Source organism: Pseudomonas mucoides (assembly GCF_015461845.1).
Classification (GTDB): Bacteria; Pseudomonadota; Gammaproteobacteria; order Pseudomonadales; family Pseudomonadaceae; genus Aquipseudomonas; species Aquipseudomonas mucoides.
Genome location: NZ_JACOPW010000007.1, coordinates 1 through 13,940, shown reverse-complemented (window position 1 = coordinate 13,940; position 13,940 = coordinate 1). Strand labels below are relative to the sequence as shown.

The following is a 13,940-nucleotide window of genomic DNA, read 5'->3' as shown; positions in this document are numbered from 1 at the left end:
TCGTCCAGTGCTGCACACATCCGGTTTCAGGTTATGTCCGAAAGCCTGCAATGTGGCTCCGCTTATTCCGGTGCGCTTCTGCAATTTTTGGGCGCAAGCCTATACTGGCGACTACAAGAAGTGATTCGGGAGCCCCGCGATGTTCGCTCTCATGCAAAGCACTCGCCTTGAATCGCTGCATCTGAGCGTCGACCCGGTCACCGGGTTGAAGGCGGTCATTGCCATTCATAACAGCCGGCTCGGGCCTGCCCTGGGCGGTTGTCGTTACCTTGCCTATCCCAGCGACGAATCCGCGGTCGAGGATGCCATACGCCTGGCGCAAGGCATGAGTTACAAGGCGGCACTGGCCGGGCTCGCTCAGGGCGGCGGCGTGGCGGTGATTGTTCGCCCGATCCATGTGGAAAATCGCGCCGCGCTGTTCGAGGCGTTCGGACGCTGTATCGATCAGCTCGACGGTCGCTACATCACCGCCATCGACAGCGGCACCTCGGTGGCGGACATGGATTGCATCGCCCAACAGACCCAACACGTCACGAGCACGACGTCGGCCGGCGATCCTGCGCCGCATGCGGCCATGGGCGTGTTCACCGGTATTCGAGCGACCGCGATGGCCCGTCTGGGCAGCGATAACCTGGAAGGCCTGCGGGTGGCGATCCAGGGTTTGGGCAACGTCGGTTATGCGCTCGCCGAACAACTGCACGCGGCTGGCGCGGAACTGCTGGTCAGCGATATCGATCACGGCAAGGTGCAATTGGCGATGGAGCAGTTGGGCGCTCACCCGATTGCCAACGACGCACTGCTCAGCACACCGTGCGACATCCTTGCGCCGTGCGGCCTGGGCGGCGTGCTCAACAGCCACACCGTGACACAACTGCGCTGCTCGGCGGTGGCTGGCTCTGCGAACAATCAACTGACGCACCTGGAAGTCGCCGATCAACTTGAACGGCGGGGCATCCTGTATGCGCCGGACTACGTGATCAATTCCGGTGGGCTGATCTACGTTTCGCTCAAACACCGCGGCGAAGAGCTGACAACCATCACTGCACACCTGTCAAAAATCGCCTCACGGCTGACCGAAGTCTTCGCCCATGCCCAAGCGGAAAAACGTTCGCCGGCGCGGGTGGCGGACGAATTGGCAGAGAAAGTGTTGTACCGCTGAGCGACTCTTTTGTCCGGGACATGAAAAAGGCCCTGAGTCCTTCGACTCAGGGCCTATTCAATTCGGGTGTTGCTTATTTCGGCGTCTTGGTCGCTTTGGCGGGCTTGGCCGGTGTCGGCTCAGCGGCTTCAACCGACTCGGCAGGTTCAGCCTGTGCCACCACTTCAACCGGCGCATTCAGCAGTTCGGACAACGCATCCGGCTGGCTCTTGAATGCCTTGGCGAACACATCGCGATTCTTCGCCATGTAGATCCCGGCTTCTTCCACTTGCTGCTCAGTCAGGGACGGAACGGCTTTTTGCAACACTTCAGCCAGCAATTCAGCCAGTTCGAGCATTTTGTCATGACGGTCAGCTTCGGCTTTATCCATGAACAAGCGCTCCAGATCTCGGCTGCTGCGGTATACCACTTCGACGGCCATTCACCACCTCACATGCCTTCACATTAGTTGTCTGTTTCGACCACTGTATTTATATACAGCGAAAAGGATAAGCGAATCCCTGCGCTTTGGGTAGTGGCTTTTTAATGTAGACCGAAATTGGCGTTTGTCAGGTGAACTATGTCGCCCCCACAGTGGTTTTGTGAACGTCACAGATCCCCTGTGGGAGCCGAGCTTGCTCGCGATGGCGTCAGTGGATACACCACAAAAGTGTCCAGCAACAACTCATCACCATCTCACCGAGAGTGACTGGCCTTTTTTCTGCATGCAGAACAACCGTCACGTCAATCCAGCATCATCCGCTCGAACCGAGCTAAGGAAGCATCATCGTGAAAATAAACTGGGCCGAGAACCTGCGGCAGAACGTGCACCAACTGGCCGAGTCCCTGGGCAATCTGTTCGTCGAGACGTTCCACTACCTGGCGCTGTTCGCCATCGGTGCTGTGACCGCTTACGCAGCGGTGATGGAATTCTTGCAGATGATCGAAGCTGGGCACATCAAGATCGACGACATCTTGCTGCTGTTCATCTACCTCGAGCTGGGGGCGATGGTCGGGATTTACTTCAAGACCAACCACATGCCAGTACGATTCCTGATCTACGTGGCGATCACCGCACTGACGCGACTGCTGATCTCCAACGTCTCGCACCACAATCCGCCGGACGTGGGGATCATCTACCTGTGCGGCGGGATTCTGCTGCTGGCGTTTTCGATTCTGGTGGTGCGCTACGCCTCGTCGCAATTCCCTTCGGTGAAGATTGAACACCCGCAACGCAAGGTCGGTGCGGGTTCCAGTGAACATCCCGAAGTGGAGAAGGGCGAGCTTTAAAGCCGGATCGAAGGTCGCGGCCGGCCTTTGACTGGCGGTGGTGGCAGGGAGCGACTGTCGCCGTCGGTCATGGCTTCGAGGATGGTCATGGCACTGTGGCCCTGCTCGATGGCGATGCCGAACTGAATGCTTTGCACCAGGCGCTTCAGGCGCTTGGGGTCATTGCGTTGTTCGGCACTGATCATCCGTTTGGCCACCACGCGGCCGCTGTTGGAGAGGGTCAGCATGATGCTGCCGTCCAGACCCTGAATGCTCAGGTTGATCTGGTAATCCGGTGCAAAGGCATCGGTAATGACCTGAAAGGGGTTGTCCATGATGCGTCACCGCCTGATTGAACGTGCAGTTGTTGACCGGTCATATCCAGGTTGGTTCGCACCACCAGACCATCGGCCGATCGCTCGCTGAGGTTTCAAAAGTCCTTTTGCCTCAGAGGTGACTTAGCAAGGGGCATGCCGGAAAAATTGTCGGACAATGATCACGGCAGAAAACAGGCGGGTGCCCTGACCATCAAGCGGCCCGCCTTCTTTTTGCCTGCCCGTTTCAGGGCATGAATGCGCAGATGACCGCAGACAGTGCAATCAGCACTCCACCCAGCTCACCGCCAAACCGCCGCGTGACGTCTCTTTGTATTTGTCATGCATGTCCGCGCCGGTATCGCGCATGGTGCGGATGACCCGGTCCAGGGAAATGAAGTGCTTGCCGTCGCCGCGCAGGGCCATTTGCGTGGCGTTGATCGCTTTCACCGCGGCAATCGCGTTGCGCTCGATGCACGGCACTTGTACCAGGCCGCCGACCGGGTCGCAGGTCAGGCCGAGGTTGTGTTCCAGGCCGATTTCGGCGGCGTTTTCCAGTTGCTCCGGGGTGGCACCGAGCACGTCGGCCAGACCGGCGGCCGCCATCGCGCAGGCCGAACCGACTTCGCCCTGACAGCCGACTTCAGCGCCGGAGATCGAGGCGTTTTTCTTGCACAGAATGCCGACTGCCGCCGCGCCCAGAAAGAACGCAACCACGTCGTCGTCCGACGCGTCCGGGTTGAACTTCATGTAGTAATGCAGCACCGCCGGAATGATCCCCGCCGCACCGTTGGTCGGTGCCGTGACCATGCGCCCGCCCGCGGCGTTTTCTTCGTTCACGGCGAGGGCAAACAGGTTGACCCACTCCATGGCCGACAGGGTGGAGGTGATGACATTCGGCTTGCCGATTTCCAGCAGGCTGCGGTGCAGTTTCGCCGCACGACGGGGCACGTTCAGGCCACCCGGCAGGAGGCCTTCGTGACGCAAACCCTGCTCAACGCACTCGCGCATCACCGACCAGATGTGCAGCAAACCCTGGCGGATCTCGGATTCGCTGCGCCACGCCAATTCGTTGGCCATCATCAATTCGCAAACGCGCAAACCGTGCTGGTTGCAGAGCCGGAGCAATTCGGCGGCGCTGGAGAAATCGTACGGCAGCACTACATCGCTGGCAGGCGCGATGCCCGACTCGGCTTGGGCCGCTTCGATGATGAAACCGCCACCCACCGAGTAGTACGTTTGTTCGTAGAGTTCGCCGGATTCGCCGAACGCTGTCAGCGACATCGCGTTGGGGTGGTAGGGCAGGCTCTCGTCCAGCAGCAGGAGATCGTGCTGCCAGTTGAAGGCAATTGTGGATGTGCCAGCGAGGGGCAATTCACCGGTTTCGCGCAAGGTCTGGATACGGCTGTCGATGGACGTGGGATCGATGCTGTCCGGCCATTCGCCCATCAGGCCCATGACGCAGGCGCGGTCGGTCGCGTGGCCGACGCCGGTGGCTGACAGGGAGCCGTAAAGGCGGATTTCTACCCGACGTACGGCGTCCAGCACATGCTGGTCAACCAGCGCCTGGGCGAAGGTTGCGGCGGCGCGCATCGGGCCGACGGTGTGGGAGCTGGACGGACCGATGCCGACTTTGAAGAGATCGAAAACACTGATAGCCATGCTAAACCCTATACAAGCAATGGAAGAGAAATCGCTGCCATTTTTGTAGGACGAGCGCAATCTAGGCGATACTGCCAACCTCGGTCCGCCGTGACCAACGAAACTTCCTAAGACAGCCTTTAGTGGGACTAAACGATGAGCCGTCAATTGCATGCCCAGACCTATGTCTGGCTGCACGTGTTTTCCTGTGCCGCGCGGCACTTGTCGTTCACCCGTTGCGCCGAAGAACTGCACATCACGCCGGGTGCGGTCAGTCAGCAAATCCGCCAACTGGAAGAACGTTTAGGGTTCCGCCTGTTTCACCGTCGTGCGCGAGGGGTGGAACTGAGCGCTGAAGGCCAGCGCCTGGCCATTACCGTCAACGAGGCGTATGGCAGCATTGATGCGGAATTGCGCCGACTGGACGCCGGAATGATCAGCGGAACGCTACGGCTACGCTCGATTCCGTCGTTCCTGAGCAAATGGCTGACGCCCCGTCTGCCACGTCTGCAACAGCGCTTTCCGGACATCCAGTTGCGTCTGGTGGCCGAGGACAGCAGCGTGCCGCTGCACGAAGGTGATTTCGATCTGGCCATTGACCTGAACGATGGCAGCTACCCTGGCCTGTTATCCACAGCCTTGCTCGACGAGCAGATTTTCCCGGTCTGTGCCCCAAGCCTGCTGCGCGGCCGACCGCCGCTGCATGGCCCGGCGGACCTGATGCATTTCCCGTTGTTGCACGACATCACCGCCTGGCGTGGCAGTTATGAATACGCCGAGTGGGAGTTCTACTTGAATGCCATTGGCTTCGAGGGCGCCGACGTGCGGCGCGGGCACACCTTCAATCGCAATCACCTGACCATCGAAGCCGCCATTGCCGGGATGGGCGTGGCGATTGCGCGACGCACATTGCTCAACGATGAGCTGGAGCGGGGGACATTAATCGTGCCGTTCGGGCTGGCGGTGCCCAATCACAAGCGCTACATGCTGCTGTATGCGCCGGGGGCCTTGAGCCATCCAGGCGTGCGCGCGGTGCATGACTGGCTGGTGGAGGAGGCGGGGATCTTTCGAAGTTTGCACCCGCTGGCAGAGCAGCAGATGTGAGCAATTATGACAAAGAAGCGTGTCGACCCAACTCCCGACCTTAACAGCGCTTTTGCTCGTTGTCCGGGTTTTTTTGCGAATCCATATTTATCTTTTTTTAGGGGTTGAATTGTTCTGCGCGCAGACCGATTGTGTAAGTAAGAGGTCACGGTGATGACGCCCAAGGGCTAGCCGAAGGGCCTCTCGCGAGCTAGCTGAAATAAGGGATGAACTATGCAAATCCAAGTCAACAGCGATAACCATATTCAAAGCAGCATCCGACTGGAGGAGTGGGTACGTACTACCATTGAGAGCACGCTCGAACGTTATGCAGAGGACCTGACCCGCGTCGAGGTCCACCTGTCAGACGAAAACGGCGACAAGCCCGGACCGCACGACATGCGCTGCCAGCTGGAAGCGCGGCCAAAAGGCCACCAACCGATTTCTGTCACTCATAAAGCCGATAACCTGGAACTGGCGATCGACGGCGCGGCCGAAAAACTCGAACATGCGCTGGAACACCTGTTCGGCAAACTGCGAGGCAAACCACGTGCCGCTGTGGTGCCGTTCGAACGAGCAGCAGCCGATGAGCTGCTTGAGGAAGAATTTCTCGAGAACGAGCAAGCCGCGCAAAACGGCTGACAGCTGATTCGCTTTTTATCTTTCCCCCCCTGAAAACGGGCCTGCTGATGCAGGCCCGTTCTTGTTTCTGGGTTTCGCGGGCTTCCGGCGGTACACGTTTTGTGTAGCAGCTGCCGAAGGCTGCTACAGGATGTGCGCGATCCGTATCCGGCAATCAGATCTCTTTGCGTATGAGAATATTTATCATTAATATTGCGCCCTCGCTGGCCCGATGACTTTCACGCGGCCTTACCGGTTTCAAGGTCGCACCATGACAGACACCACCACGCTCCCGGTTCGCTCTCGATTGGCCGTCGCCGAATGTGCGCAAGGCTGACCCGATGATCACCCTCCCACCTGAATCTCACGACGATGAACACCGCGGGGCACGCGCGCATTTCCTGCACGTGTTTCTTTCCCAGCGTTCGCAGATGGAAGCTTTGGTGAACCGGCGCGTGGGGTGTCGGGCGACGGCGGCGGACCTGGTGCAGGACTTGTTCCTGCGTTTCTGGCGTCGGCCGCTGGTGCAGGTCGAGGAACTCAGCACCTACCTGCTACGTTGCGCCGGCAACATCGCCATCGACCATTTACGCAGCGAAGGCACGCGAGTGCGGGTCAATGAAGGCTGGATGCCGGACGCGCCAGACAGCCATGGCAGTGAGCCGCAAGCCGCCCTGGAAGCCGGCAACGATTTGCGTCACGTCGAAGCGGCGCTGCGCGCCTTGCCGGAACGCACGCGGCAAATCTTCCTGCTCAACCGCATCCACGGTCGCAAGTACGCCGAAATCGCCAAGGCCATGGGCTTGTCCCAAAGTGCCGTGGAAAAACATATGATGCGCGCCCTCGATGCCTGCAAGGCCAGCCTGCGGGAACCGCCCACGCGCACGCCAGGGAAAGCACCGTGAATCAGCTTGAACGCGTCATCCCGACGCCCGCTCAGGAACAGGCCGCCTTCGCGTGGCTGTGCTTGCTGCATGACCAGCCCAGCAGTGGCGATCAACTCACGTTCAGTCACTGGCTGAAGGCTGATCCCGCACACGCCGAGGCTTATGCACAGGCTCAAGTGCTGTGGGAATTGAGCGAATCGCCGGCGCGAACCCTGGCCGATGAAGACGCTTTCGCCTTGCAGGGTTATCTCAATGCCATGAATCAATCGCGCCGCCACAGCATTCGGCGTTGGTCGGGGGCGTTGGCGATGGCGGCGTGCCTGTTGTTGATGATGGGCCTCGGCGCGGGTTGGCAGCCAGCGCGTTGGATTGACGACCTGGGGGCGGACTATGTCTCGGCGCCGGGGGAAATTCGCACCGTGACCCTGGCGGATCAATCGCGCGTCACGCTGGATGCCGACAGTGCCATTGCCGTGGATTTCAGTCGCGGTGAGCGGCACGTCCAGTTGCGACGCGGCGCCGGGTTTTTCAGCGTGACGCATACGGGTGATCCGTTTGTGGTCGACGCTGAACAAGGCCAGGCGAAAGTGCTGGGCACGCAGTTTGAAGTGCGCCTGCAACCGCAGGGTGCTCAGGTCACGGTGTTGTCAGGACGGGTCGGCGTGACAGCGAAGAAGTACGCCGAGCCGCAAATTCTGACCGCCGGCCAGCAAGTGGCCTATGGCGAGGGCGCGGCGGAAAAACTGCATGCGGTCGACAGCGAGGCGCAGTTGGCCTGGCGTCAGGGCTGGCTCAATTATTACAAGGCGACGTTGGCGGAGGTGGTGCAGGACCTCGGTCGCTATTACCCGGGGAGGATTGTATTGCTCAACGATGAGCTGGCGGCACGGCGAATCAGTGGCAGCTTTCCGAGCAAGGATCCGCAAGCGGTGTTGAGTTCGTTGCAGGGGGTGTTGGGGTTTGAGCAGCACAACGTGTTGGGGCATCTGATTATTTTGCGCTAAAGCCTCTGGCCCCATGGCGTGCAGACTCACCACCACATCCCTCAAACAAAAATATTTTCAACATTTTGATGAGGTAAACCCAACCCCCATCCGTGTAGTGACTGAAACTGCGAGTCATTCGCATCCGTAGCGGTTCTACACAGGTCATGAGCAATGAAGTCCAGGGCAAAATCGGGTTCGGTCAAACAGTGGTTGGGTGTTTCGGCACTGAGTATGTTGGCGCTGGCCTTGCTGCCATCGAGCATTGCCTCGGCGGCTGAAGCCAACAACACGCAACAGCGTGCCCAGTTCAGTTTCGCCATCGCCGCCAAACCGCTGCCCCAGGCCCTGAGCGACTTCAGCCGGGTCACCGGCATCAGCGTGGTCTACACCGATGAAGCGCCGTATGGCCTCACCGCCCCGGCGATCAACGGCCAGTTGAGTGCCGAGCAAGCGATGCAGCGTTTGCTCAGCGGCTCGGGCTTCACCTTCCGCCGCACCGATGCCAAAACCCTGATGCTGGAACCCGTACCCACGGCCGGCACCTTGAACCTTGGCGCGACCACCATCACCTCGGTCGCCGATCAATCCATGAGCTATCAACCGCCGCCCACCAGTTCGGTGATGCGCTCATCGGCCTTGCTCCAGGAAATTCCGCAGACCGTCAACGTCGTCCCGGCCCAGGTCATTCGCGATCAGCTGCCGCGCAATCTGGATGACGCGCTGGCCAACGTCAGCGGCATCACTCAGGGCAACACGCTGGCGAGCACTCAGGACTCAGTGATGACCCGCGGTTTCGGTGACAACCGTAACGGTTCGATCATGCGCGACGGCATGCCGATCGTGCAGGGCCGCGGCATGAATGAAAGCGTCGATCGCGTCGAAGTGCTCAAGGGGCCGGCCTCGCTGCTGTACGGCATTCAAGACCCGGGCGGGGTGGTCAACCTGGTCAGCAAGAAGCCGGAACTTGAGCAATACAACGCCCTGACCCTGCGCGGTTCGACCTATGGCGATGGCAAAAACGGCAGCGGTGGCAGCCTCGACAGCACCGGCGCGCTCGGCACCTCGGGCCTCGCCTACCGCATGGTGCTGGACCACGAAGATGAAGATTACTGGCGCAATTTCGGCACCCACCGCGAGTCGCTGGTGGCGCCGTCGCTGGCCTGGTTTGGCGAAAGCACCAAGCTGCTGTTCTCCTACGAACACCGCGAGTTCCTGACCCCGTTTGACCGTGGCACGATCATCGATCCGCGCACCAACCACCCGCTGGACATCTCGCGCAACGAGCGCCTCGACGAGCCGTTCAACAACATGGAAGGCCGTTCGGACCTGTACCACTTCGAGGCCGATCACGAACTCAACGACAACTGGACCGCCCACTTCGGCTACAGCTGGAACCGTGAAACCTACGACGCCAGCCAGGTGCGCGTTACCGCCATCGACACCAAAAAAGGCACGCTGACCCGCAGCATGGACGGCACGCAGAATGCGATCAGCACCGACCGCTTCACCACCGCCAGCCTCGAAGGCAATGTCGAGTTCGCCGGGATGAAACACGACCTGGTGTTCGGCGTCGATGACGAGTACCGCAAGATCTACCGCGAAGACCTGATCCGCCAGAAAAGCCTGAGCACCTTCAGTTACGTCAATCCGGTCTACGGTCGCGAAGTCGCCGGCACCACCGTCAGCCCGGCGGACAGCGCGCAAACCGATGAATTGCGCAGCGACTCGATCTTCCTGCAGGACTCGATTCACCTCACCGATCAATGGATTTTCGTCGCGGGCGGGCGCTTCCAGGAATACGACCAATACGCCGGCAAAGGCGTGCCGTTCAAGGCCAACACCGACAGCAACGGCCAGAAGTGGGTACCGCGCGCGGGGTTGGTCTATCGCTACACCGATGAATTGTCGTTCTACGGCAGCTACACCGAATCGTTCAAACCCAACTCCACCATCGCGCCTTTGAGCGGCAGCAGCACCGTGCTCGATGGCAGCATTGCGCCGGAAGAAGCCAAGGCCTGGGAAATCGGCGCCAAGTTCGACCTGCCGGGGCGCATCACCGGTGACATCGCGCTGTTCGACATCAAGAAACGCAACGTGCTGGTGGCCAACTCCGAAGGCCCGGTGACGATCTACAGCGCTGCTGGCGAAGTGCGTTCCCGTGGCCTGGAAGTGGACGTGACGGGACAGCTGACGGATCGCTGGAGCATGATCGGCAGTTACGCCTACACCGATGCCGAAGTCACCGAAGACCCCGACTACAAAGGCAAGCAGCTGCAAAACGTCGCCAAGAACAGCGGTTCGCTGTCGGCGGTCTATGACTTTGGCACCATTGTCGGTGGCGATCAGTTGCGGGTCGGCGCCGGGGCGCGTTATGTCGGTGAGCGAGCGGGTAACGCTGTGAACGATTTTGACCTGCCGAGCTACACCGTGGCGGATGCGTTCGCCACGTACGACACCAAGGTTGAAGGGCAGCGGGTCAAGTTTCAGCTCAACGTGAAGAACCTGTTTGACCGCACGTACTACACCTCGGCGGCGAGCCGGTTCTTTGTGTCGATGGGGGATTCGCGGCAGGTGTTGTTGTCGAGCACGTTGGAGTTCTGATCGAAGACTGCGTCATCGTTCATCGCGGGCAAGTCGAATCGCCGCACCGCCGGCTCCCACAGGGATCGAGTTCCTTCATGAGAATGCGGTCAAATGTGGGCGCCGGGCTTGCCCGCGATGGCGGCCTCACAGGCGCCAATCATCTGAAGTACTACCGCAAAAACGCCTGCCGATACTCCCCAGGCGTCCCACCCAAAGCCTGCCGAAACCGATTGGTGAAATGACTCGCACTGGCAAACCCGCACGCCAACGCAATCTCCCCCAACGGCTGCGACGTCGAGCGCAACAACTCCCGCGCCCGGCCCAATCGGCGAGCCAGCACATACTGATGCGGCGGCAAACCAAAGCTCTCGCGAAACATCCGCGCAAAGTGATATTCCGACAGCGCACACAGCGCAGCCAACTGCCCAAGGCTGATGGCCTCGGCCAATTGATGATCGATGAACTCAACCAACAGCCGCCGCTGATGCGCCGCCAGTCCACCCTTGAGCCGCAACCCCTCACGCATGCCGACCTGGCCAAGCAATACGTGGCTGAGCATTTCATGAGCCAGGCTGCTGGTCAGCAAACGTTCGCCGGGTTCGTCCCAGTTGAGGGTCAGCATCTGTCGAAAGCGTCGGGCTTGCGCTGGATCGTCGAGGAAAGTGCCTTCGCGTAATTGCAGTTCACGCGGTTCGCGGTCCAGCAGCGTGACGCAGCCGAGGGCGAATTGTTCGGGGCTGAAATACAGGTGGGCCAGGCGAATGTCGCCATTGATCACCCAGCCTGACTGGTGATCCGCCGGCAGAATGCACAGCTTGTCCGGGCCGCCCTTGGTGCCGGGCTGGTCGCGGCGGAAGGTGCCGGTGCCGCCGGCGATGTAGCACGACAGCGTGTGATGGCTCGGCGCTTCGTAGTCCTGGGCGTCGTGATGGTTGCTCCACAAGGCTGCAGCCATGCCGTCACCGAGCTCGGCGCTGTGCTCAAGGCGAGCATTGGGCGAGCGGTTGAGGGCTTGAAAGACTTGCAGCGTTTCCAGTGCGGGCATGATCGGTTCTCTCCAACGCCTAGCATCCTACTCCGTAGACGTTGGCCTGCCAGCCTCTGCGCGGACAAAAGCGCAAGTTTATGCAAGTGCGATCCGAGCGCCCGCAGGACACTGAGCCTCTACTGAGGAGTGTTTGCCATGAACCTGTCGTTGTACTTGCTGACCGTGCTGATCTGGGGCACCACCTGGATTGCCTTGAAATGGCAATTGGGCGTGGTGGCGATTCCGGTGTCGATCGTCTATCGCTTCGGCCTCGCGGCGCTGGTGCTGTTCGCGATGTTGCTGCTGAGTCGACGTCTGCAAGTGATGAACCGACGCGGGCACTTGATTTGTCTGGCGCAGGGGCTGTGCCTGTTCTGCGTCAACTTCATGTGTTTCCTGACAGCCAGCCAGTGGATTCCCAGCGGCCTGGTCGCCGTGGTGTTTTCTACCGCAACGTTGTGGAACGCCCTGAATGCGCGGGTGTTCTTCGGCCAGAAAATCGCCCGCAATGTGCTGATGGGCGGTGCGTTGGGTTTGTTCGGACTTGGCCTGCTGTTCTGGCCTGAACTGGCGGGCCACACCGCGAGCCCGGAAACCTTGCTCGGCCTGGGCCTGGCGCTGCTCGGAACCCTGTGCTTCTCGGCCGGCAACATGCTGTCGAGCCTGCAGCAGAAGGCCGGTTTGAAACCGCTGACCACCAATGCCTGGGGCATGGCGTATGGCGCGGCGATGTTGTCGGTGTGGTGCCTGGTCAAAGGCATTCCGTTCGACATCGAATGGAGCACCCGTTACATCGGCTCGTTGTTGTACCTGGTCATTCCCGGTTCCGTGATCGGTTTTACCGCTTACCTGACCTTGGTTGGGCGCATGGGGCCAGAACGCGCGGCCTATTGCACCGTGTTGTTCCCGGTGGTGGCGTTGAACGTGTCGGCATTTGCCGAAGGCTACCAATGGACTGCACCGGCATTGGTGGGCCTGGTGCTGGTGATGCTGGGTAACGTGTTGGTATTCCGTAAGCCCAAGCCACCTGCGTTGCAGGGGAATGGCAAATTGGCTTGAACGAACGGGCAGACCCTTAAAAACGTCTGCCCGTTGTCATTAGCCTTTCCAGACTTGCGGGTTGACCAGATCTTGCGGCCGCTCGCCCAGCAAGGCGCTACGCAAGTTGGCCAATGCACGGTTGGCCATGGCTTCACGGGTTTCGTGGGTGGCGGAACCGATGTGCGGTAATGTCACTGCGTTTTTCAGCTGGAACAGCGGCGACTCGGCCAGCGGTTCTTTCTCGTAGACGTCCAGACCGGCGCCGCGAATGCGGTTGTTTTGCAGCGCTTCGATCAGGGCCGGCTCGTCGACGACCGGGCCACGCGAGATGTTCACCAGAATCGCGCTTGGCTTCATCAGCGCCAGTTCACGGTGGCTGATCAGGTGCCGGGTTTTTTCGCTGAGCGGCACCACCAGGCAGACGAAATCGGCTTCGGCCAACAATTGATCCAGCGTGCGGAACTGCGCGCCGAGTTCTTGTTCCAGCTCGGTCTTGCGGCTGTTGCCGCTGTAGATGATCGGCATGTTGAAGCCCAGGCGACCGCGACGGGCAATGGCCGCGCCGATGTTGCCCATGCCGACGATACCCAGGGTTTTGCCGTGTACATCAGTGCCGAACAATGGCGCGCCGACGGTGGCTTGCCATTGCCCGGCCTTGGTCCAGGCGTCCAGTTCGGCAACACGACGAGCGCTGCTCATCAGCAGGGAAAACGCCAGGTCGGCGGTGCTTTCGGTGAGCACGTCCGGGGTGTTGGTGAGCATGATCCCGCGTTCGTTGAAGTAGGCAACGTCGTAGTTGTCGTAGCCGACCGAGACGCTGGACACCACTTCCAGCTTGGCGGCGTTCTCCAGCTGTGCGCGACCGAGTTTGCGACCGACACCGATCAGGCCGTGGGCGTGGGGCAGGACTTCGTTGAATTGGGCGTTGATGTCGCCGTTTTTCGGGTTTGGCACGATGACGTCGAAGTCTTGCTTGAGATGTTCGACCATTTCGGGGGTGACGCGGCTGAAGGCGAGGACGGTCTTTTTCATGGGAGGAGGGCTCGTCGGGCGTGGAGAATGCCAAGCACGCTAACATTCTTCCCCGCTGTTGTGCGAGTGCCCGGGCGTCGGGTATGCGCCTATTTAAACTGTGGGAGTGAGCCTGCTCGCGAAGGCGTCCTGACAGACGACCATTCTCTTTCTTGGTGTACATATCCATTCCTGCGGTAACGGCCGCTGGCGGTTTCGCCCTTACGGCGAGGCACTTTTTTCAAACGCCCTCCGTGTCAGGCTACCTGTCGCCCTTGTTGATTGACTCACTCATGCAAGAGGGCGAAGGTGTTTAGCAATGTCCAAGCGCTATAACGA

The 13,940-nt window shown here is 60.2% G+C and carries 12 protein-coding genes and 1 pseudogene; 8 read left to right on the top strand and 5 right to left on the bottom strand.

Going from position 1 to position 13,940, the window contains the following annotated elements; translation table 11 throughout:
• The first annotated feature begins 139 nt into the window (after positions 1 to 139).
• A complete protein-coding gene (locus tag H8F22_RS24945) occupies positions 140 to 1,159 on the top strand; it encodes a Glu/Leu/Phe/Val dehydrogenase family protein (RefSeq protein ID WP_027924584.1) in 1,020 nt (339 codons plus the stop codon).
• 181 nt (positions 1,160 to 1,340) lie between these two features.
• Here H8F22_RS24945 and H8F22_RS24940 read toward each other — a convergent pair.
• Positions 1,341 to 1,580 (bottom strand): annotated as a pseudogene (locus tag H8F22_RS24940) (YebG family protein); the annotation flags it as partial.
• Between the two features lie 347 nt (positions 1,581 to 1,927).
• On the opposite strand from H8F22_RS24940, the gene H8F22_RS24935 reads away from it, so the two are divergent.
• The gene (locus H8F22_RS24935; protein ID WP_027924586.1) at positions 1,928 to 2,428 is read left to right on the top strand and encodes a phosphate-starvation-inducible protein PsiE; all 501 of its coding nucleotides are present in this window, start codon (positions 1,928 to 1,930) and stop codon (positions 2,426 to 2,428) included.
• On the opposite strand, the gene H8F22_RS24930 is transcribed toward H8F22_RS24935, so the two are convergent.
• Both H8F22_RS24930 and H8F22_RS24925 read right to left on the bottom strand, forming a co-directional pair.
• Positions 2,425 to 2,742 (bottom strand): DUF3509 domain-containing protein, encoded by a 318-nt coding sequence (locus H8F22_RS24930; RefSeq protein WP_027924587.1) that lies wholly within the window; start codon positions 2,740 to 2,742, stop codon positions 2,425 to 2,427. The two genes, H8F22_RS24935 and H8F22_RS24930, sit on opposite strands and share 4 nt — an antisense overlap.
• Positions 2,743 to 3,006: 264 nt before the next feature.
• Positions 3,007 to 4,383, bottom strand: coding sequence for an L-serine ammonia-lyase (locus H8F22_RS24925; RefSeq protein ID WP_194940796.1), 1,377 nt, complete (start codon positions 4,381 to 4,383; stop codon positions 3,007 to 3,009).
• Between the two features lie 135 nt (positions 4,384 to 4,518).
• On the opposite strand from H8F22_RS24925, the gene H8F22_RS24920 reads away from it, so the two are divergent.
• From H8F22_RS24920 to H8F22_RS24900, 5 genes are all read left to right on the top strand, one after another.
• Positions 4,519 to 5,466, top strand: a complete 948-nt coding sequence (locus tag H8F22_RS24920; RefSeq protein ID WP_027924589.1) for a LysR substrate-binding domain-containing protein — start codon at positions 4,519 to 4,521, stop codon at positions 5,464 to 5,466.
• A gap of 213 nt (positions 5,467 to 5,679) precedes the next feature.
• Complete coding sequence (locus tag H8F22_RS24915; protein ID WP_027924590.1) at positions 5,680 to 6,087, top strand: HPF/RaiA family ribosome-associated protein; 408 nt, start codon at positions 5,680 to 5,682, stop codon at positions 6,085 to 6,087.
• Between the two features lie 320 nt (positions 6,088 to 6,407).
• A complete protein-coding gene (locus H8F22_RS24910; protein WP_027924591.1) occupies positions 6,408 to 6,971 on the top strand; it encodes an RNA polymerase sigma factor in 564 nt (187 codons plus the stop codon).
• Positions 6,968 to 7,957 (top strand): FecR family protein, encoded by a 990-nt coding sequence (locus H8F22_RS24905; protein WP_027924592.1) that lies wholly within the window; start codon positions 6,968 to 6,970, stop codon positions 7,955 to 7,957. The genes H8F22_RS24910 and H8F22_RS24905 overlap by 4 nt, the downstream gene beginning before the upstream one ends.
• A 153-nt stretch (positions 7,958 to 8,110) precedes the next feature.
• Positions 8,111 to 10,540, top strand: a complete 2,430-nt coding sequence (locus H8F22_RS24900) for a TonB-dependent siderophore receptor (protein WP_194940795.1) — start codon at positions 8,111 to 8,113, stop codon at positions 10,538 to 10,540.
• A gap of 151 nt (positions 10,541 to 10,691) precedes the next feature.
• On the opposite strand, the gene H8F22_RS24895 is transcribed toward H8F22_RS24900, so the two are convergent.
• A complete protein-coding gene (locus H8F22_RS24895; RefSeq protein ID WP_027924594.1) occupies positions 10,692 to 11,567 on the bottom strand; it encodes an AraC family transcriptional regulator in 876 nt (291 codons plus the stop codon).
• A gap of 138 nt (positions 11,568 to 11,705) precedes the next feature.
• On the opposite strand from H8F22_RS24895, the gene H8F22_RS24890 reads away from it, so the two are divergent.
• On the top strand, positions 11,706 to 12,608 hold the full coding sequence (locus tag H8F22_RS24890) for a DMT family transporter (RefSeq protein ID WP_194940794.1): 903 nt from the start codon (positions 11,706 to 11,708) through the stop codon (positions 12,606 to 12,608).
• A 39-nt stretch (positions 12,609 to 12,647) separates the two neighbouring features.
• Here H8F22_RS24890 and H8F22_RS24885 read toward each other — a convergent pair whose 3' ends face one another.
• Positions 12,648 to 13,622: a 2-hydroxyacid dehydrogenase gene (locus H8F22_RS24885; RefSeq protein WP_194940793.1), complete on the bottom strand. Its 975-nt coding sequence runs from the start codon at positions 13,620 to 13,622 to the stop codon at positions 12,648 to 12,650.
• Positions 13,623 to 13,940: the final 318 nt, after the last annotated feature.